General features: G+C 69.4%; 19 protein-coding genes and 2 pseudogenes. 12 read left to right on the top strand and 9 right to left on the bottom strand.

What is annotated here, in order from left to right:
- Window position 1 precedes the first annotated feature (1 nt).
- The 5 genes from A5655_RS04700 (at window position 2) to A5655_RS04680 (ending at window position 4,771) form a co-directional block, all read left to right on the top strand.
- A complete protein-coding gene (locus A5655_RS04700) occupies window positions 2-868 on the top strand; it encodes an LLM class F420-dependent oxidoreductase (RefSeq protein ID WP_067006062.1) in 867 nt (288 codons plus the stop codon).
- Between the two features lie 28 nt (window positions 869-896).
- A complete protein-coding gene (rfbB, locus tag A5655_RS04695; RefSeq protein WP_067006098.1) occupies window positions 897-1,892 on the top strand; it encodes a dTDP-glucose 4,6-dehydratase in 996 nt (331 codons plus the stop codon).
- A gap of 1 nt (window position 1,893) precedes the next feature.
- A complete protein-coding gene (gene rfbC, locus A5655_RS04690) occupies window positions 1,894-2,514 on the top strand; it encodes a dTDP-4-dehydrorhamnose 3,5-epimerase (protein WP_067006061.1) in 621 nt (206 codons plus the stop codon).
- Entirely contained in the window at window positions 2,511-3,206 is a 696-nt protein-coding gene (locus A5655_RS04685) for an SDR family oxidoreductase (RefSeq protein WP_067006059.1), read from the top strand. The genes rfbC and A5655_RS04685 overlap by 4 nt, the downstream gene beginning before the upstream one ends.
- A 122-nt stretch (window positions 3,207-3,328) precedes the next feature.
- Window positions 3,329-4,771, top strand: a complete 1,443-nt coding sequence (locus tag A5655_RS04680) for a PecA family PE domain-processing aspartic protease (RefSeq protein ID WP_067006057.1) — start codon at window positions 3,329-3,331, stop codon at window positions 4,769-4,771.
- On the opposite strand, the gene A5655_RS28520 is transcribed toward A5655_RS04680, so the two are convergent.
- Window positions 4,768-5,118, bottom strand: coding sequence for a hypothetical protein (locus A5655_RS28520; protein ID WP_231999068.1), 351 nt, complete (start codon window positions 5,116-5,118; stop codon window positions 4,768-4,770). The genes A5655_RS04680 and A5655_RS28520 overlap by 4 nt on opposite strands.
- On the opposite strand from A5655_RS28520, the gene A5655_RS04675 reads away from it, so the two are divergent.
- Together A5655_RS04675 and A5655_RS29180 are read left to right on the top strand one after the other, a co-directional pair.
- Window positions 5,018-6,406, top strand: coding sequence for a PecA family PE domain-processing aspartic protease (locus A5655_RS04675; RefSeq protein ID WP_231999066.1), 1,389 nt, complete (start codon window positions 5,018-5,020; stop codon window positions 6,404-6,406). The genes A5655_RS28520 and A5655_RS04675 overlap by 101 nt on opposite strands.
- Before the next feature lie 116 nt (window positions 6,407-6,522).
- The gene (locus A5655_RS29180; protein WP_082978475.1) at window positions 6,523-8,397 is read left to right on the top strand and encodes a PecA family PE domain-processing aspartic protease; all 1,875 of its coding nucleotides are present in this window, start codon (window positions 6,523-6,525) and stop codon (window positions 8,395-8,397) included.
- Here the strand turns inward: A5655_RS29180 and A5655_RS04665 are convergent.
- The 7 genes from A5655_RS04665 to A5655_RS04635 all read right to left on the bottom strand — a co-directional run bounded on the left by A5655_RS04665 (window position 8,394) and on the right by A5655_RS04635 (window position 13,437).
- The gene (locus tag A5655_RS04665; RefSeq protein WP_067006051.1) at window positions 8,394-8,780 is read right to left on the bottom strand and encodes a hypothetical protein; all 387 of its coding nucleotides are present in this window, start codon (window positions 8,778-8,780) and stop codon (window positions 8,394-8,396) included. The two genes, A5655_RS29180 and A5655_RS04665, sit on opposite strands and share 4 nt — an antisense overlap.
- Complete coding sequence (locus A5655_RS04660; protein WP_067006049.1) at window positions 8,777-9,709, bottom strand: metallophosphoesterase; 933 nt, start codon at window positions 9,707-9,709, stop codon at window positions 8,777-8,779. Before A5655_RS04660 ends, A5655_RS04665 begins: the two co-directional genes overlap by 4 nt.
- Window positions 9,706-9,999, bottom strand: coding sequence for a cupredoxin family copper-binding protein (locus A5655_RS04655; RefSeq protein WP_156764699.1), 294 nt, complete (start codon window positions 9,997-9,999; stop codon window positions 9,706-9,708). The genes A5655_RS04660 and A5655_RS04655 overlap by 4 nt, the downstream gene beginning before the upstream one ends.
- Window positions 10,000-10,155: 156 nt before the next feature.
- Entirely contained in the window at window positions 10,156-10,845 is a 690-nt protein-coding gene (locus A5655_RS04650; protein WP_067006045.1) for a Rieske (2Fe-2S) protein, read from the bottom strand.
- Window positions 10,842-11,390 (bottom strand): RNA polymerase sigma factor, encoded by a 549-nt coding sequence (locus A5655_RS04645; protein WP_067006043.1) that lies wholly within the window; start codon window positions 11,388-11,390, stop codon window positions 10,842-10,844. Before A5655_RS04645 ends, A5655_RS04650 begins: the two co-directional genes overlap by 4 nt.
- A 17-nt stretch (window positions 11,391-11,407) precedes the next feature.
- Entirely contained in the window at window positions 11,408-12,832 is a 1,425-nt protein-coding gene (locus A5655_RS04640; RefSeq protein ID WP_067006041.1) for an NAD(P)-binding protein, read from the bottom strand.
- Window positions 12,833-12,864: 32 nt separating this feature from the next.
- Window positions 12,865-13,437, bottom strand: a complete 573-nt coding sequence (locus A5655_RS04635; RefSeq protein ID WP_067006038.1) for a TetR/AcrR family transcriptional regulator — start codon at window positions 13,435-13,437, stop codon at window positions 12,865-12,867.
- A gap of 83 nt (window positions 13,438-13,520) precedes the next feature.
- On the opposite strand from A5655_RS04635, the gene A5655_RS04630 reads away from it, so the two are divergent.
- The 5 genes and pseudogenes from A5655_RS04630 to A5655_RS04610 all read left to right on the top strand — a co-directional run.
- The gene (locus A5655_RS04630) at window positions 13,521-14,399 is read left to right on the top strand and encodes an SDR family oxidoreductase (protein WP_067006036.1); all 879 of its coding nucleotides are present in this window, start codon (window positions 13,521-13,523) and stop codon (window positions 14,397-14,399) included.
- A gap of 16 nt (window positions 14,400-14,415) precedes the next feature.
- Window positions 14,416-14,907, top strand: a complete 492-nt coding sequence (locus A5655_RS04625) for a pyridoxamine 5'-phosphate oxidase family protein (RefSeq protein ID WP_067006034.1) — start codon at window positions 14,416-14,418, stop codon at window positions 14,905-14,907.
- A gap of 73 nt (window positions 14,908-14,980) precedes the next feature.
- A complete protein-coding gene (locus tag A5655_RS04620) occupies window positions 14,981-16,501 on the top strand; it encodes a CoA-acylating methylmalonate-semialdehyde dehydrogenase (RefSeq protein WP_067006032.1) in 1,521 nt (506 codons plus the stop codon).
- 7 nt (window positions 16,502-16,508) lie between these two features.
- Window positions 16,509-17,669, top strand: a complete 1,161-nt coding sequence (locus A5655_RS04615) for an isobutyryl-CoA dehydrogenase (protein WP_067006030.1) — start codon at window positions 16,509-16,511, stop codon at window positions 17,667-17,669.
- 12 nt (window positions 17,670-17,681) lie between these two features.
- A pseudogene (locus tag A5655_RS04610) lies at window positions 17,682-18,011 on the top strand (NAD(P)-binding domain-containing protein); the annotation flags it as partial.
- Between the two features lie 50 nt (window positions 18,012-18,061).
- Here the strand turns inward: A5655_RS04610 and A5655_RS26890 are convergent.
- Window positions 18,062-18,474 (bottom strand): annotated as a pseudogene (locus A5655_RS26890) (NAD-binding protein); the annotation flags it as partial.

Genomic DNA, 18,474 nt, shown 5'->3' with positions numbered 1-18,474 from the left:
GATGAGCGAGGCAGTTGCACTGAAACCCGACCTGGGGCGGTTCGGCGTGTGGCTGGCCACCCGCTCGATCTCGCCCGAGCTGGCCGCCGGGATCGAGGCGCTGGGCTACGGCGCCGTCTGGGTCGGCGGCTCGCCGGACGCCGACCTGGCGTGGGTCGACCCGGCCCTGGCGCGGACGCGCTCGCTGCAGCTGGCGACCGGGATCGTCAACATCTGGTCGGCTGCCGCGCCGGCGGTCGCGGACTCGTTCGCGCGCATCGAAGCCACCCACCCGGGCAGGTTCCTGCTCGGCATCGGGGCGGGCCACCGCGAGCACACCGAGGAGTACGTCAAGCCCTACGACGCGCTGGTCGGCTACCTCGACGCGCTGGACGCGGCGATGGTGCCCACCAGCCGGCGGGTGCTCGCGGCGCTCGGGCCGCGGGTGTTGCGGCTGGCGGCCGAGCGTGCCGCCGGCGCCCACCCCTACCTGACCACGCCCGAACACACGGCGAAGGCGCGCGAACAGCTCGGGGGTTCGGTGTTTTTGGCGCCGGAGCACAAAGTGGTGCTCAGCACCGACCCGAACGAGGCCCGCGCGATCGGCCGCCAGACCGTCGACCACTACCTCAAGCTGAGCAACTACGTGAACAACTGGCAGCGGCTGGGGTTCACGCAGGACGACGTCCGCAGCCCCGGCAGCGACAAGCTGATCGACGCGGTGGTTGCCCACGGCACCCCGGAGGCCATCGCGCGGCGGCTCGGTGAACACTGCGACGCCGGGGCGGACCACGTCGCGATCCAGGTGCTGGGGACGGCCGGCGACGAGGCGCTGGTGTCGGCGCTGAGGGAGCTGGCCGGGCCATTGGGGGTAACTCCCCCAAACTGATCATCCGGCTCGGTTAGGGTGTGTGACCATGCGATTGCTGGTCACCGGGGGCGCCGGATTCATCGGCGCGAATTTCGTGCACAGCACGGTGCGGGAGCACCCCGAGGATTCCGTGACGGTACTCGACGCCTTTACCTATGCCGGCCGGCGCGAGTCGCTGGCCGACGTCGAGGACTCCATCACGGTGGTGAAGGGCGACATCGCCGACGCCGCGCTGGTCGCCGCGCTGGTCGCCGAGTCCGACGCGGTCGTGCACTTCGCCGCCGAGACCCACGTCGACAACTCCCTGGAAGACCCGTGGACGACCCTGCAGACCAACGTGGTCGGGACCTTCGCGATCCTGCAGGCGGTGCGGCGGCATGACGTCCGGCTGCACCACGTCTCCACCGACGAGGTCTACGGCGATCTGGAGCTCGACGAGCCCAGCCGGTTCACCGAGTCGACGCCCTACAACCCGTCGAGCCCGTACTCGGCCACCAAGGCCGCCAGCGACCTGCTGGTCCGGGCCTGGGTGCGGTCCTACGGCGTGCGCGCGACGATCTCGAATTGCTCGAACAACTACGGTCCGTATCAGCACGTCGAAAAGTTCATCCCGCGCCAGATCACCAACGTGCTCACCGGGCGCCGCCCCAAGCTGTACGGCGCGGGCGCCAACGTCCGGGACTGGATCCACGTCGAGGACCACAACAGCGCGGTCCGGCGAATCCTGGAAAAGGGTGAGAACGGCCGGACCTACCTCATCGCCGCCGAGGGCGAGCGCGACAACCTGACGGTCATGCGCGCGATCCTGCAGGCGCTGGACCGCGATCCCGACGACTTCGACCACGTCACCGACCGCGTCGGCCACGACCTGCGGTACGCGATCGACCCGACGACGCTGTACGACGAATTGGGTTGGACGCCAAAGCATGCCAACTTTGAGGAGGGCCTGCGCGCCACCATCGACTGGTACCGTGCGAACGAGTCGTGGTGGCGGCCCCTCAAGGAAGCCACCGAGGGCCGCTACGAAGAACGAGGTCAGTGACATGAAGGTTCGCGAGCTGAAAGTCCCCGGCGCCTGGGAAATCACCCCCACGATTCACGGCGACTCGCGCGGCTACTTCTTCGAATGGCTCACCGACCGCGACTTCACCGCATTCGCCGGCCACCGCCTCAACGTCCGGCAGGCCAACTGCTCGGTGTCGTCGGCCGGCGTGCTGCGCGGCGTGCATTTCGCCCAGCTGCCACCGAGCCAGGCGAAGTACGTGACCTGCCTGTCCGGTTCGGTCTTCGACGTCGTCGTCGACACCCGGGTCGGCTCACCGACTTTCGGGCAGTGGGACTCGGTCCTGCTCGACGGCCAGGACCACCGGAGCATCTACATCTCCGAGGGCCTCGGGCACGGGTTCCTTGCGCTGGAAGACAATTCGACGATCATGTACCTGTGCTCGTCGGAGTACAACCCGCAACGCGAGCACACCATCTGCGCGACGGACCCGGCGCTGGCGATCGACTGGCCGCTGGTCGACGGCGCCTCCCCCACGCTGTCCGCCCGCGACGCCGTGGCGCCCAGCTTCGAGGAAGTGCGCGCCGCCGGCCTCCTGCCCACCTGGGAGGAGACGCAAAGCTTCGCCGCCGGCCTGCGCGGGGAGCTCAGCGAAGCGTGAGCTTCGCCGGGAGGGTCGCATTCGTCACCGGCGGCGCGTCCGGCATCGGCGCCGCGCTGGCCACCAAGCTGGTCGACGGCGGCGCCGACGTCTGGATCGCCGATCGCCAAATCGACGCGGCTCGGGCGCTGGCACAGCGCCTGGCCACCGGCGCCGGCAAGGCGCACGCGATCGAGCTCGATGTGCGCGACTACCCGGCGTTCGAGCGCGCGGCCGGCGAGGCGGTGCGCCAATCCGGGCAGATCGACTACCTGTTCAACAACGCCGGCATCGGGGTGGGCGGAGAGGTCGACTCGTACACGCTCGACGACTGGAACGACGTCCTCGACGTCAACCTGCACGGCGTGGTGCACGGCATCCAGGCGGTGTACCCGATCATGATCCGGCAGCGCTCGGGTCACATCGTGAACACGGCCTCGATGGCCGGCCTGCTCGCCTCCCCGGGCGCCGTGAGCTACACCGGCGCCAGCGACGAGGCGCTGCTGAAGTTTTGGGAGCCGATGCGGCCGTTGCCACCCGAGAAGTTCGCCGAGCGCGTCCTTCGGGCCGTGTCGCGCAACGCCGCGATCATCATCGTGCCGGGGTGGTGGAAGGCGTTGTGGTACTTGGAGCGCCTCTCGCCGGCCATCTCGGCGCAGGCCGCGCGACTCTCGTTGAAACGCTTGCGCGCAATGCAGCACACAACCCGCTGACCGTCGCCGCGTGGCCGAATCCCCGCCGAAAACAACCGCTTTCGCCAGATAGAAGGGTTAATATCCGCCTGTCGCTGTAGTCGGGCCGCGACCGCTTCACGTGCCGTTGTTGGAGGGGTCGGATGTCGTTCTTGTTGGCGGTTCCCGAGGTAATGTCTGATGCGACAACAAGTTTGGCGAGCATCGGGTCGACGGTCAGCGCGGCCCAGGCCGCGGCGGCGGCCCCCACAACGGGTGTGCTCGCGGCGGCCGGCGACGAGGTCTCGACGGCCATCGCGGCGATGTTTTCGCAATACGCCTCGGCGTATCAGGCGCTGAGCGCCCAAGCCGGGACGTTTCACGCGCAGCTGGTACAGACCCTCACCACGGGCGCGGGCGCCTACGCGGCCACCGAGGCGGCCAACGCCACGCCGCTGGAGACGCTCCAACAAGACCTGTTGGGGCTGATCAATGCGCCGACCAACACGCTGCTGGGGCGCCCGCTAATCGGCAACGGCGCCAACGGGATAACGACGGCCCAAGGGGTGGGGACCCCGGGCGGCGCCGGCGGCCTGCTGTGGGGCAACGGCGGCAACGGCGGCAACAGCACCGCCGCCGGAGCGCCCGGCGGTCCCGGCGGTCCGGCCGGCTTGATCGGCAACGGCGGCAGCGGCGGCTCGGGCGGGCCCGCCGCGCTCGGCGGTGCCGGCGGCCCGGGTGGCCTTTTGGGGGGTGCCGCCGGGGCCACCGGGGCCCCCGGCCTGGCCACCATCCCGCTCCAGCTGCAAGGCCAAGACCTGTATGTGAATATCTCGGTCGCCGGGGGGCCGAGTGTCCCGGTGATCCTCGACACCGGATCCAGGGGCCTCATCCTGCCGCCCCAGGATGTCAACATCGCCAGCCTCGGCACCGCCACGGGACACGGCAGCATCACGTACGGCGGATTCGGCAACTACCTGACCGAGAATTACGACACCTACACGACGACGGTGAATTTCGGGAACGGAATCGTGACCGCACCGACGACCGTCGCCGTCGTCACCTCCGTAACCCAGAACTTCATCTTCTCCTATCCGGCATCGCAGGCGCCCGCCATCTTGGGCGTCGGCGCCAACGGCTACGGTCCGACCAACACCAGCCCGGTGACGGCGTTGCCGGGCGCCTTCGGTCAGGGTCTGCTCATCGACGAGCCCGCGGGGACCGTTAACTTTGGTCCCAACCCGCTACCGTCGTACGCGTCGGTGACGGGGGCCCCGATCACCACCCTCGACATCCGGATCAATAACGGCGCCCTGCAACAAACCACCGGCGCGTACATCGATTCCGGCGGTCTGGGCGGCTCCGTGCCCGACAACCTGGGGCCGCCCAACTCGGGTGGATACCTTCCGGCGGGAACCACCGTCTCCGTCTACGCCCCCGACGGGACGACGCTGCTGTACACCACGACGGTCGGGGCGCAACAGACGAGCGTCGCGTCGAGTTTACTGGGGGGTTTCTTCAACACCGGGATCGCGCCGTTCCTCCAGCATCCGATCTACCTGTCCTACAGCCCAACCGGTTTCGGAACAATGACCTTCGATACCTAAACCGCAAACGGTTCGTTTCCCGCTGCTGAATTGCCCTTGAAATCGACGCATTCGCGACGGAACTGGGTGACGTCCGCCGGATGTCGTTTATGATCCGGGTGAAAACGCGCGCTTCCGCCGCCTGAAATCGTTATCATTCGCTTGTCGCTGTAGTCGGGCCGCGACCGCTTCACGTGCCGTTGTTGGAGGGGTCGGATGTCGCTTTTGTTGGCGGTTCCCGAGGTAATGTCTGATGCGACAACAACTTTGGCGAGCATCGGGTCGACGGTCAGCGCGGCCCAGGCCGCGGCGGCGGCCCCCACAACGGGTGTGCTCGCGGCGGCCGGCGACGAGGTCTCGACGGCCATCGCGGCGATGTTTTCGCAATACGCCTCGGCGTATCAGGCGCTGAGCGCCCAAGCCGGGGCGTTTCACGCGCAGTTCGTGCAGGCCCTCAACGCGGGCGCGGGCGGCTACGCGGCCACCGAGGCGGCCAACGCCACGCCGCTGGAGACGCTCCAACAAGACCTGCTGGCGGTGATCAACGCACCGACCGACACGCTGCTCGGGCGCCCGCTGATCGGCAACGGCGCCAACGGGATAACGACGGCCCAGGGGGTGGGCACGCCCGGTGGCCCGGGCGGAATCTTGGTCGGCAACGGCGGCAACGGCGGCAACAGCACCGCCACGGGAGCGCCCGGCGGCGCCGGTGGGCCCGCGGGCCTGCTCCTGGGAAACGGCGGGACCGGCGGGACCGGTGGCCCCGCCGCGCTCGGCGGCGCCGGCGGCCGCGGCGGCCTGTTGTGGGGTGCCGCCGGGGCCGCGGGCGCGCCGGGACCCGCCACGGTCCCAATCCAGTTGCAGGGGCAAGACCTCTACGCGAGCGTGTCGGTGGGCGGCGGGCCGACGGTGTCCGCAATCCTGGACACCGGGTCCAGGGGCCTCATCCTGCCGCCGCAAGACGTGAACACGCAGAGCCTCGGCGCGGTAACCGGGCAGGGCAGCGTCACCTACGGCGAACCCGGCAACCAGCTGATCGAGAACTTCAAAACCTATTCGACGACAGTGAATTTCGGCAACGGGATCGTCACCACGCCGACCACCGTCGCCGTCGTCACCTCCGCGACCTTGAATGGCGTCGCGTATTCGACTGCGCAGCTGCCCGCCATCCTGGGCGTCGGGGTCAACCCCGGCGGCCCGCTGAGCACCAGCCCCGTGACGGCGTTGCCGGGCGCCTTCGGTCAGGGTGTCCTCATCGACGAGCCCGCGGGCGTAATGGAATTCGGGCCCAACCCGCTGCCCGCCCACGCCTCGGTGACCGGTGCCCCGGTCACCACTCTGGCGGTGCGGATCAACAACGGGGCCCTCCAAACGACCAACTTTGCGTATATCGATTCCGGGGGGTTGGGCGGGGACGTCCCCACCGCCCTCAACCCGCCCAATGTCGGCGGGTACCTGCCGGCGGGGACGACCATCTCGGTCTACACCACCGGCGGGACGTTGCTGTATACAACGACGGTCGGGGCGCAACAGACGGCCGTCGTGTCGAGTTTCCTGGGCGGCACCTTCAACACCGGGATCGCGCCGTTCCTGCAAAATCCGATCTACCTGTCCTACAGCCCGAGCGGCACCGGGACAACCATTTTCGACACCTGAACTCCCTCTGAATTCGCTTCGAAAATAAGTAATTTCGCGACCGCCTGTCGCTACTATCCGCATGTCGCACACGGGCCGCGACCACTTCATGCCGTGCATCCCTGGTGGAGGGTTTGATGTCGTTTGTCTTCGCTGTGCCCGCAGTAATGTCCGACGCGGCAACAAGTTTGGAGAGCCTGGGCTCGACAATCAACGCGGCGCACGCGGCCGCGGCGATGCCCACGACCGGGATCGCGGCGGCCGCCGGCGATGAGGTGTCGGCGACCATCGCGGCGTTCTTCGCTCAGCACGGCGCGGCATATCAGGCGCTAAGCGGTCAGGCCGCGGCGTTCCACACCCAGCTGCTGCAAACCCTCAACGCGGGCACCCAGGCCTACCTGGACGTCGAGGCCCACAGCCTGGCCCAGCTGCAAGCCTTCCAGGAAGGCGTTCTGGCGGTGATCAATACGCCCACCGACATGGCGCTGGGGCGTCCGCTGATCGGCGACGGCGCCGAAGGCACCACCAACGCCGAGGGTGTGGGAACGGCGGGTGGCGCCGGCGGAATCCTGTGGGGCGAGGGCGGTCACGGCGGCGCCAGCACGGCCGCCGGCGTAGCCGGTGGAGCCGGTGGCCCGGCCGGTTTGATCGGCACCGGCGGCACCGGCGGAATGGGCGGATTCGGGGCGTCCGGCGGTGCCGGGGGCACCGGCGGCCTGCTCTGGGGCAACGGTGGCGTTGGCGGTCTCGGCGGGGAGCATGGAATCGGCGGTACCGGCGGCAACGCGCTGTTCGTCGGAAACGGGGGCGTGGGCGGTCAGGGCGGGACCTATACGTTCAGCAACGGCGTCACCACCATCGGCGGCAGCGGCGGGACCGGGGGCACCGGCGGCCTGCTGTGGGGCGGCGGCGGGGCCGGCGGCGTCGGCGGGCCCTACGCCACGGGCGGCGCCGGCGGCAACGCGCAGTGGCTCGGCAACGGCGGCCACGGCGGAATGGGTGGGGCCTTCGCCAACGGCGGCGCCGGCGGAACCGGGGGCCACTTGATCGGTGACGGCGGCGACGGTGGAACCGGCGGCATCTTGTCCGGTCTCGGCGGTCCCAGCGGCTCCAGCATCGGATTGTGGGGCCACGCCGGCACCGCCGGCGCCAACGGCGGCGCCGCCATCGTCCAGCTGAACGGGGTTGACGCCGGTCGTCCAACCATCTCGGTCTCCGTTGACGACGGGCCGACCGTGCAAGCGTTGATCGACAGCGGCTCCACCGCCACCCTCTTCCCGCAAAGCATGGTCAATCAGGCGTCCCTCGGCCCCGCCGGCACAAAAGGTGTCTACACCTTTGGCACGCCCGAAGACCGAACCGTCGACTACTACACCACCTATCAGGCCCAGGTGAATTTCGGCAACGGGATGGTCACCGCGCCGATGACCGTCGGCGTGATCACCGCGGAGGTCCACAACGGAGTGGCCCAGATTCCGAACGAGGCCGTGCTCGGTGTTGGGGCGAATACGCCGCACGACCCGGATTTCGTCACTAGCCCAACGCAGCATTTGCCGGGCACCCTCGATCAGGGTGTGCTGTTCAACGAGGGCGCGGCGCGGCCTTATGTGCAGTTCGGTCCAAACCCGGGCACCCCGTTCGCCTCCGTGACCGGGGCGCCGTACACCAACGCCTTGCAAATATCGGTCAATGGTGGGGCGCCCCAGACACTCATCAATGCGATTGTCGACACCGGCGGCAACGGCGGCAACATCCCTCAAAACCTCGTCCCCGGCTACAACCCCGGCGACTACCTGGCGCAGGGAACGAAGATTCAGGTCAACATCCAAGGCATCAGCCAACCGCTGTACACGGAGACACTGGGCGCCAACGCCATGCAGGTCACCGTGTCCCAGACCGCCCCCACCGACCCGGGCTCCTTCAATACCGGAAACTACATCTTCAAGCAGATGCCGATCTACTTCTCCTACGACCCCACCGGTCAAGGGACCATTTATTTCGATCAGCCCTAAGACACGGCGGCGACGCGCCTCGCCCGAGGCAGCCTGACGACGGCGGCCGCCCACAGCAGCACGCACAGCACCTCGGAGGCCACGGACAGTGCCGCGTGGGGCGCCGGGTCCCACCCGCGCTCGGTAAAGCCGAACAGCCCAACGGTTCTCGACAGCACGAAGGCCACCAGGGAGCCGCCGGCCAACGCGGCGGCCGACCATTCGACCCACCACGGGCCGCCCGCGGCCACCAGCAGGGCCAGCGCGAACGACACGCTGGCCTGGATCAGGAAGCTGGTGCCGATCATCGGGATGTGCTGGTAGCCATGGACATACAGGTAGGCGTGGCTGAAGGCGGTGACGGCCAGGGAGGCGGCCAGCGCGAGCCGGAGGAAGAGTTTCATTGCAGCTTGGTCTCTTTCAATGCGAGGGCGGCCTGGCCCTTGGTGTAGTTGACCTCGCGAATCCCCAGGGCGTCGCGCAGCTTGCCCGCCGGAAGCGTGACCGGCTTGGGCGCCGGCCCGTCGCCGGGATGGGGCAGCGGGTAGGCGGTCGTCGTCCCGCTGTAGAACGTCACGTTGCCTTCCGTCTTGGAAAACAGCTGGTGCACATGGCCGTTGAGGCACGTCACCGACGAGAACCGGCGCAGGTAGCTCAACGCCTGGGTGGCGTCGTCGGTGCCCCAGCCCCAGTCCGGGTACATCGCGAACAGCGGGATGTGGCTGAACACGATGACGGGCGTGTCGCTGGACAACCCGGCGACGTCCTTCTCGACGAACTCCAACTGGTCGACACCCAAGTGCCCGAGCTTCTTCAGGTTCAGGGTGTTCACCAACGCGATCACGTGCACGCCCGCGACGTCGAAGCTGTACCACCCGTCGCCGCGGGTCCCCGCGCCGAACACGCTGCGGTACTTCTGCCCCGCGTCGTCGACCGAATCGTGCTCGCCGGGCACCGTGAACACATGCGGCGATTGCACCTTGGTGAGCATCTGCTTGACCTGGTCGAACTGCTCGGGGGTCGACAGGTGGGTGAGGTCGCCGGTGTGGATGACGAAATCCGGTGTGTAGCCGAGGCCGTTGATCTGATCGATCGCGTGGCCGAAGGTGCCGGCGACGTCCGGGTTGGGCGGGCCGGAAAAGCCGATGTGGCTGTCGCTCACCTGGGCGAAGCGCAGCGTGGGCCGGGCGCCGGTGTGCGAGGCCGACGCCGTCCCGGCGACGTGCGAGATCACCTCCCCGCCGACGACGGCGAAGCCGACAGCCGCGCCGAACCACGCCGAGTGCCGAATCAATTGCCGGCGCGTCATGGTGTTCGGGTCGTTTGTACTCATCCCGTCACCACCACGGTGCCGTGCATCATCGGGTGAATCGAGCAGACATAGTCGAACTTGCCCGCCGTGGGAAAGGTGTGCGAAAACGTTGCGCCGGTGCCCATTCCGGGCGACTTGAACGATCCGTCGGCGGCGGCCACCGTGTGCGGTTCCTCGTCTTTGTTGGTCCAGGTGACGGTGCTGCCGGCCTTGACGGTCAACGTGGCCGGCGCGAAGGCGAAGTTGTCGATGGTGACCTGATCGCCGGCGACGGCGGCGGGCGACCCTGCGCCCGGCGACGGACCCGGCATCCCGGCGGTCCCGCTGGCATTCGACCCGAAGGTGACCGACGGCTGCGCGGCGGGCGGCGACGACGAGCAGCCCGCCAGCAGCACACCGACCGCCGACGCCACGACCGCATGTTTTCGAAGCTTGGCAATGTTCATGCCAAGAGATATGGCGGCGGGTTACACGTCCCGACGCGCCGGGGCGAACACCTCGATCACGCCGTCGACCTCGCGAACCATCAGCGCGGGCAATGGCTTTGGCGCGATCGGCAACTGATGGGTGCGCACCTGCCCGCTGGGCGAGAACGACGTCGTGTGGCACGGGCAGTGCAGCGCGTCGTCTTGTGCGTCGAACCAGAGCCGGCAGCCCTGATGGGTGCAGACGCCGGAGATGGCCTGGGGCTTGCCGTCGACGCGGTGGATGAACCCGGTGACCGAGCCGAGGTCGAACGGATGCATGACGCCGTCGGGCACGTCCGAGCTCGACGCGACGCGCTGCCAGCTCCCGTCGTTCGGTGTCAGTTCGCCCGCGACGGCGGGACCCTGGGCGGGACCGCCGATCAGGGCGCGATCGATGGAAACCGCGGCGGCCGCGGCGGCCGCGGCGGCCGACGTGCCCACGATGACCTGTCGGCGCGTCGTACTCTGCCTGGGCGCCGCCGGCGCCGGCGCGCCGTCCATCTGCTCCGCCAGACGCCGGTGCAGGTCGGTGAGGAACTCCGGGCGCGGTTCGGCGTCCGCCTGCCCCGCAGCCCGCAGCTCGATCGCCGTGCGGATCTGCGCCGCCTCGAAGTCGTCGGGCGCAAACGGCTTCGGGCGGCGACCCCGCAGCAGGTCATCGACATACCGCCGCAACCCTCGCGCGTTCATCGTTGCCCTCCCTCGTTGACCTGTGCCGCCAGCCGCAGGGCGCGGTGCTGCAGCACCTTGGCGTTGGCGACGCTGATCCCAAGTTCGGCGGCCGACTCCTTGATCGAATTTCCTTGCAAGAAACGGATTTCCAGTATCTGGCGATACCGGTCCGGCAGACTGTCGAGGACCCGGGCGACGCGTTGAGGCGCGGTACTGATCGCCTCCTCGCTCTCGGGTGGCTGTTCGACGTCGTCGATCGAGGTTATCTCCCGGCCCATGGCCTCGCGCCAATGCGCGGCCAGCACGGTCCGCGCCGTGGCCCGCAGGTAGGCGCGCACCTCGCCGACGCTGGCGGTCAGGCGCAGCGGCCGCAGGGCCGCCAGGAAGACCTCGGCGGTGAGGTCCTCGGCGTCGGCGCGGTTGCCCACCCGCGCGAACAGCGTGCGGTACACCCAGGACGCGTTGTCGGAGTACACCGCTTCCCAGTCGGGATAGCTTTCATAGCCACTGTCGGGCACCGCGCGCAGCGGGCGCGGCCCGACGGGTTCGTTTTGCGCCGCCACGGTCCTCCTTCACCGATTCAATATCGGACCGGGTTACACGCCTGGGCTTCCGAGGCCATCAGCTCGTCCAGTTTCGCGGCGGTGGCCGACAGCGCCGATTTGGCCATGCCCAGCAGCCGCTCCCGCACCCTGGGCTTCGCCGACGCCGGCGCCAGGGAGTCGCCCACCAGCCGGCCGAAGACGTCCAGGCGCGCCGCGGAGAGCCAGGCGGTCAAATCCGGGTCGTCGAGCCAGCGCAGCTGGTTGCGGTAGTAGGCCCGCGTGATGCGCAGCCAATCGAGGTCGGTGTCGGGATGCGGCAACGGGTCACACAGCTCGTTCTTCACGGCGTCGTCCGGGTAGGCGGCCTCGACGTGGGCGACCAGCGCGGCGCTGAACACCTGCTGGCAGCCGCGCACGCTCTGCAGCGTGATGCCGGCGCCATCGAAAATCGGTGTGGCGGGCCGCTTCTCGGCGCCGTCGGCGGTGCAGTCGACGTACAGCGCCGAGGTGTCCACGGGCACGGCGCCGCCCTCGAGGACGGCCTCGCCGGCGTCGGCGCGCAGCAGGTGGCCCGCGCGCACCACGTCGGTGACGCGGCGCAGCTGCGCCAATTCGGCGTGGGTGACGGTCGCGCAACGGTACATGGCCGGCCGGACCGCCGGGTCGATCCGCAGCAGCGCCCCGGCTTCCTCGAGGCGGACGAACAGATCGTCGACCGACACCGCGTCCCGAACCGCCTGCACCTGGGCGGTGAGGGTGGCCTTGATCCCGTCGGCGAACAACGGTCCCGGCTGCAGCGTCGCGCGATCCAGCAGCCACGAGTCCCGCGGCATGATCCACGTCAGCCGTTCCGGCGCGATGCCCTGGCCCAGCAGCCACAGGCACGCGTCGATGCCGGTCTTGCCGGCCCCGACGACGACGTAGCGCCGGCGCGCGGCCAGCCGGGGCAGCTCGTTGGGCGCGACGCAGTCGACCCCGGGGGCCACCCGGTACGGCGGCGGGCGCATCGAGGGCACCACGACCCGCATGTAGGTGGCGTCGACGATGCGGCGCGTCACGCTGACGGTGTATTCGGTGCCGGCCAGCGTCGTGAAGCGGCCATCACCGGAGTATTCGCTCATCGGGAAGTAGGAGACCCGCCCGGTTGGCAGGAACCGCTGGCGCATGACGTGGTCGTAGTAGGCGCACACCTCGCCCGCGGTCGCCAGCTCGTAAAGCCCTTGGTTCCAGCCGACTTGGTCGATCGTGTCGCTGCCCAGGGGCAGCGAGTTGACGCCGTAGAACGCCGAGGGCTGATGCAGCCGCACGAACGGGTAGGCCATGGTCCAGTGCCCGCCGGGCTGATGGTGGCGGTCCACCAGCACCACGCGTGCCTCGGTTTCGGTGACCAGCGTGTCGATGAACGCCATCCCCATGGCGCCCGCGCCGACTACCAGGTAGTCGGCCTCGATGGTGCGCATACGGACTAAAGGCTAATCCGCGCGGGGTCGGTTCAGCGGATTTCGGCCGCCGCGGTGCGCAGGTCGTCCAGGGCCGCTCGGGCCAATTCGCCCAGGCTCCGGTCGCCGTCGGCCGAAATCCATTCGGCGAACGCCTCTTTGAAGGCGAGCCCACCCAGCTCGGCGGCCAGGGCGGCCGTGCGATCCGGTATGCCGCGCGCCCGCAGCGCGTTCGCCATCGCCGCGGCGAGGCCGACCTGTTTGAGCGCATCGCGCTCCTGCAGTTCGGCGCTGGTGGCGATGACGGCCTTCACCCGGGGGGCAAGCTCGCGATTGAGCGGGGTCATCGCCCCGGAAGCGCGCTCCAGCCCGGCGGCGACCGCGGCGAGCGGGGTGGCGTCCGCGGGCGCCGAGGCGATGCCCTCGGTCAGCAGTTGCGACAACGCCTCCTGCCCGGCCGCTAGCACCTCCCGCTTGTCGGGGAAATACCGGAAGAAGGTGCTCTTCGTCAGACCGGCGCGATCGGCGATCTCGGCCACGGTGGTTCGGTCGTAGCCCTGCTCGGAGAAAAGGTGCAGCGCCGCCTCGACCAGGCGCGCACGCGCATCGGGTTCCCAGCGGGGCATGGCGCCATCGTAGCGATGAGACTTTTGTCCCATCACCGTGGTAGCGTGATGAGACATCAGTCCCATCACTTGAGGAGTGTGTCATGCGAGTTTTCGTCACGGGTGCCACCGGCGGGGTCGGCTCGGCCGTCGTCCCCGAGCTCATCGGCGCGGGCCACGAGGTCCTGGCGCTGGCCCGCTCCGACGCGTCGGCCCGGGCCGCCGCCGCCATGGGGGCCGACGTGGTGCGCGGCGACCTCGACGACCCCGAGAGCCTGCGCGTCGGCGCCAAGGAGTCCGACGGGGTCGTCCACCTCGCCTTCCTGCACTTCGACGACTTCGAGAGGGCGGTCGCCCAGGAGGCGGCCGCGGTCGAGACCTTCGGCGCCGCCCTCGCCGGGAGCGGCAAGCCGTTCGTCATGGCCTCGGGCACGCCGCCCGTCGCCGGACTCGTCGCCACCGAGCGCGACTCGGCGCCGGCCGACGGACCGATCGGCGGGCGCGGCCGCAACGCCCACGCGGCCCTGGAGCTGGCCGGCAGCGACGTCCGGTCGGCGGTGGTCCGCCTCCCCCGGTCGGTGCACCGGGCGGGCGGCCCCTGCGGGTTCGCCTCCCTGCTCGTCGAGGCCGCCCGCCGGACCGGCGTGTCCGGGTACGTCGGCGACGGCACCCAGCGCTGGCCGGCCGTGCACGTCCTCGACGCCGCCCTGCTCTTCCGCCTGGTCCTCGAGCAGGCCGAGCCCGGGACGGTGGCGCACGCCGTCGGCGACGAGGGCGACCCGATGCGCGCGCTCGCCGAGGCCATCGGGCGCCGGCTCGATCTCCCCGCCGCGTCGGTCCCCGCCGAGCATTTCGGGCCCCTCGGCCCCATCTTCGCCCTCGACCAGCCGGCCACCAGCCAACTGACCCGCGAGCGATTCGGCTGGCAGCCCACCCATCCGAGCCTGCTGGAGGACCTGGAGGCCGGAAACTACCCCGGGTGAGGCTACGGTCGCGACCATGATCAGCTGGACAGAGTTCACCCAAGCCGCTCCGCGAATCGCGACCATATTCCTCCGCCGCCACGCCGCCACCGGCAACCTGTGCATGCTGGGCACGCTTCGCTCCGACGGATTTCCCCGGATCAGCCCGGTTGAACCCAGGGTCTTCGAGGACCGGCTCTGGATCGTCGGCATGCCGGGTACGACGAAATTCCGTGACCTGTCTCGGGATCCACGCTTCTGCCTGCACACCGCCACCGTCGACACCGAGGTCAAAGACGGCGACGCGAAGTTGTTCGGCGTCGTCGAGGACGTCCGGGACGGGGCGTTGCAACTGCGGTTCGCCGACGCGCTCTACGACGAGACCGGCCTGGACATCCGAGGACAGGAATTCGATCACTTCTATCGCGCCGACTTGACCGGTGGGTCTGCGGTCGAGGTCACCGACGGCCACCTGGACATCACGATCTGGAGGCGCGGCGAAGCCGAGCGCGTCGTGCGCAAGCACTGAACGCCTTGCCACGCCCGGGACGAGTTACTAGGATATGCAAGTATTCGCTGGGTAACGACGACTCGAGGGCACCATGACCACACAGATCCCGCACTTCATCGACGGGAAGCGCACCGCCGGCCAGTCCACCCGGACCGCCGACGTCCTGAACCCCAGCACCGGTGAGGTGCAGGCGAAACTTCCGATGGCCGGCAAGGCCGACGTCGACGCCGCGGTGGCGTCGGCCGTCGAGGCCCAAAAGGGTTGGGCGGCATGGAATCCGCAGCGGCGCGCCCGGGTGATGATGCGCTTCATCGAGCTGGTCAACTCCAACAGCGACGAGCTCGCCGAGCTGCTGTCCCTCGAGCACGGCAAGACGGTGGCCGACTCCAGGGGCGACATCCAGCGCGGCATCGAGGTCATCGAGTTCTGCATCGGGATCCCGCACCTGCTCAAGGGCGAGTACAGCGAGGGCGCGGGCCCGGGCATCGACGTCTACTCGCTGCGCCAGCCCCTGGGCGTGGTCGCGGGCATCACTCCGTTCAACTTCCCGGCGATGATCCCGCTGTGGAAGGCCGGTCCGGCGCTGGCGTGCGGAAACGCGTTCGTACTCAAGCCCAGTGAGCGCGACCCGTCGGTCCCGGTGCGGCTGGCCGAGTTGTTCCTCGAGGCCGGCCTGCCCCCGGGCGTCTTCCAGGTCGTGCACGGCGACAAGGAGGCCGTCGACGCGATCCTGCACCACCCCGACATCCAGGCGGTCGGTTTCGTCGGCAGCTCGGACATCGCCCAGTACATCTATTCCACGGCCGCGGCCACCGGCAAGCGGTCGCAGTGCTTCGGCGGCGCCAAGAACCACATGATCGTGATGCCCGACGCCGACCTCGACCAGGCCGTCGACGCGCTGATCGGCGCCGGGTACGGCAGCGCCGGCGAACGCTGCATGGCCATCAGCGTCGCCGTTCCCGTCGGCGAACAGACCGCGGATCGGTTGCGCGCCAGGCTGATCGAGCGGATCAACAACCTGCGCGTGGGTCACAGCCTGGACCCCAAGGCCGACTACGGGCCGCTGGTCACCGAGGCGGCGCTGGCCCGGGTGCGCGACTACATCGGCCAGGGCGTGGACGCGGGCGCCGAGCTGGTGATCGACGGACGCGAGCGGGCCAGCGACGACCTGACGTTCGGGGACGCCAACCTGGAGGGCGGATTCTTCATCGGCCCAACGCTGTTCGACCACGTCACCCCCGACATGTCGATCTACACCGACGAGATCTTCGGGCCGGTGCTGTGCATCGTTCGTGCGCATGACTACGAGGAGGCCCTGCGGCTGCCCTCGGAGCACGAATACGGCAACGGCGTGGCGGTGTTCACCCGCGACGGCGACACCGCTCGCGACTTCGTGTCCCGGGTTCAGGTGGGCATGGTCGGCGTCAACGTGCCGATCCCGGTCCCGGTGGCCTATCACACCTTCGGCGGCTGGAAGCGCTCCGGCTTCGGCGACCTCAACCAGCACGGTCCCTCGTCGATCGTCTTCTACACCAAGACCAAGACCGTGACGTCGCGGTGGCCGTCCGGTATCAAGGATGGCGCCGAATTCGTCATCCCGACAATGAATTAGACGCCTCATGTTCACCATGAACGACGACGAGCGGGTCATCACCGAGACGGCGGCCGCCTTCGCCGACAAGCGCATCGCCCCGCACGCCCTGGAATGGGATGCCGGCAAACACTTTCCGACCGACGTGCTGCGCGAGGCCGCCGAGCTCGGCATGGCGGCCATCTACTGCCGCGACGACGTCGGGGGCAGCGGGTTGCGCCGGCTCGACGGGGTGCGCATCTTCGAGCAGCTGGCGATCGCCGACCCGGTCACCGCCGCGTTCCTGTCCATCCACAACATGTGCGCGTGGATGGTCGACACCTTCGGCACCGAGGAACAACGCAAGGCCTGGGTGCCGCGGTTGGCCTCGATGGACGTCATCGCGAGCTACTGCCTCACGGAGCCGGGCGCCGGGTCCGACGCCGGCGCGCTGAGCACCCGCGCCGTCGCACACGGGGGCGACTACGTGCTCGACGGCGTCAAGCAGTTCATCTCCGGTGCGGGTGCCTCGGACGTCTACGTGGTGATGGCCCGCACCGGGGGTGACGGCCCGCGCGGCATCTCCGCATTCATCGTCGAAAAGGGCGCTCCCGGGCTGAGTTTCGGCGCCCTCGAGGAGAAGATGGGCTGGCACGCCCAGCCCACCGCGCAGGTGATCCTCGACGGGGTGCGGGTGCCCGCCGACGCGATGCTGGGCGGCGCCGACGGCGAGGGCGCCGGGTTCGGCATCGCCATGAACGGCCTCAACGGCGGCCGGCTCAACATCGCGGCGTGCTCGCTGGGCGGCGCACAGGCCGCCTTCGACAAGGCCGGCGCGTACGTCCGGGAGCGCCAGGCGTTCGGCTCCGCCCTGCTCGACGAGCCGACCGTCCGGTTCACCCTGGCCGACATGGCCACCGCGGTGGAGACCTCCCGACTTATGTTGTGGCGGGCCGCAAGCGCGCTGGACGCCGACGACCCCGACAAGGTCGAGCTGTGCGCGATGGCAAAGCGCTACGTCACCGACACCTGCTTCGAGGTCGCCGACAAGGCCCTGCAACTGCACGGCGGCTACGGCTATCTGCGCGAGTACGGTCTGGAGAAGATCGTCCGCGACCTGCGGGTGCACCGAATCCTGGAAGGCACCAACGAGATCATGCGGGTGGTCATCGGCCGGGCCGAGGCCGCACGGGTTCGCGCAACCGCATAGAAAGGTCCGCAGATGACCGAGCACCTGACGGTGGCCTTCCTGGGCCTGGGCCACATGGGCGGGCCCATGGCGACGAATCTCGTTGCGGCCAAACATGCGGTGCGCGGATTCGACCCCGTTCCGGCGGCCTTGTCCGCGGCGGTCGAGGCCGGCGTCACCGGGTTCGACAGCGCCGCCGACGCGGTGTCCGGCGCCGACGTGGTCATCACCATGCTGCCCAACGGCGACATCGTCAAACGCTGCTACACCGAGATCCTGCCCGCGGCGCGGGCCGGCGCGCTGTTCATCGACAGCTCCACGATTTCCGTCAGCGACGCCCGCGAGGTGCACGCGCTGGCCGAAGGACACGGCATCGCGCAGCTGGACGCGCCGGTCTCCGGCGGGGTGAAGGGCGCGGTCGCGAAGCCGGGCTTGAAGTCGTTGTTGGCCGGCGAGGTCGGAACCGGGCCCGGCACCGGGCAATTGGTGTGCACCGCCCAGCAATTGCCCGTCGCGCCGGTGATGACGTCGAACAGCGATTGGGCGGACAGCCCCAGCTTCTCGGCCAGCACGAACGCCTCGCCGACCGCGATCTGCTGCACCGCGAGCACCATGTTGTTGCACACCTTGGCGGCCTGGCCCGCACCGGCCGCGCCGCAGTGAATGACCTTGCCCGCCATGGGTTCCAGGACGGGCCGGGCGCGCTGCACCGCGGACTCGTCGCCGCCCACCATGAACGCCAGCGTGCCCGCGACCGCGCCCTTCACCCCGCCGGAGACCGGCGCGTCCAGCTGCGCGATGCCGTGTCCTTCGGCCAGCGCGTGCA

The sequence above is a fragment of the Mycobacterium sp. 1081908.1 genome, from assembly GCF_001673535.1.
Taxonomy (GTDB): domain Bacteria; phylum Actinomycetota; class Actinomycetes; order Mycobacteriales; family Mycobacteriaceae; genus Mycobacterium.
The sequence above is the reverse complement of the archived record's forward strand: the minus strand, read 5'-3'. Positions and strand labels throughout refer to the sequence as shown.

Excerpts from the sequence above, each read along its gene's own strand:
- A5655_RS04700 (WP_067006062.1), top strand. The coding sequence starts at position 2 with ATGAGCGAGGCAGTTGCACTGAAACCCGACCTGGGGCGGTTCGGCGTG.
- rfbB (WP_067006098.1), top strand. The coding sequence starts at position 897 with ATGCGATTGCTGGTCACCGGGGGCGCCGGATTCATCGGCGCGAATTTC.
- rfbC (WP_067006061.1), top strand. The coding sequence starts at position 1,894 with ATGAAGGTTCGCGAGCTGAAAGTCCCCGGCGCCTGGGAAATCACCCCC.
- A5655_RS04680 (WP_067006057.1), top strand. The coding sequence starts at position 3,329 with ATGTCGTTCTTGTTGGCGGTTCCCGAGGTAATGTCTGATGCGACAACA.
- A5655_RS28520 (WP_231999068.1), bottom strand. The coding sequence starts at position 5,118 with ATGGCCGTCGAGACCTCGTCGCCGGCCGCCGCGAGCACACCCGTTGTG.
- A5655_RS29180 (WP_082978475.1), top strand. The coding sequence starts at position 6,523 with ATGTCGTTTGTCTTCGCTGTGCCCGCAGTAATGTCCGACGCGGCAACA.
- A5655_RS04665 (WP_067006051.1), bottom strand. The coding sequence starts at position 8,780 with ATGAAACTCTTCCTCCGGCTCGCGCTGGCCGCCTCCCTGGCCGTCACC.
- A5655_RS04660 (WP_067006049.1), bottom strand. The coding sequence starts at position 9,709 with ATGAGTACAAACGACCCGAACACCATGACGCGCCGGCAATTGATTCGG.
- A5655_RS04655 (WP_156764699.1), bottom strand. The coding sequence starts at position 9,999 with ATGCCGGGTCCGTCGCCGGGCGCAGGGTCGCCCGCCGCCGTCGCCGGC.
- A5655_RS04650 (WP_067006045.1), bottom strand. The coding sequence starts at position 10,845 with ATGAACGCGCGAGGGTTGCGGCGGTATGTCGATGACCTGCTGCGGGGT.
- A5655_RS04640 (WP_067006041.1), bottom strand. The coding sequence starts at position 12,832 with ATGCGCACCATCGAGGCCGACTACCTGGTAGTCGGCGCGGGCGCCATG.
- A5655_RS04635 (WP_067006038.1), bottom strand. The coding sequence starts at position 13,437 with ATGCCCCGCTGGGAACCCGATGCGCGTGCGCGCCTGGTCGAGGCGGCG.
- A5655_RS04630 (WP_067006036.1), top strand. The coding sequence starts at position 13,521 with ATGCGAGTTTTCGTCACGGGTGCCACCGGCGGGGTCGGCTCGGCCGTC.
- A5655_RS04625 (WP_067006034.1), top strand. The coding sequence starts at position 14,416 with ATGATCAGCTGGACAGAGTTCACCCAAGCCGCTCCGCGAATCGCGACC.
- A5655_RS04620 (WP_067006032.1), top strand. The coding sequence starts at position 14,981 with ATGACCACACAGATCCCGCACTTCATCGACGGGAAGCGCACCGCCGGC.
- A5655_RS04615 (WP_067006030.1), top strand. The coding sequence starts at position 16,509 with ATGTTCACCATGAACGACGACGAGCGGGTCATCACCGAGACGGCGGCC.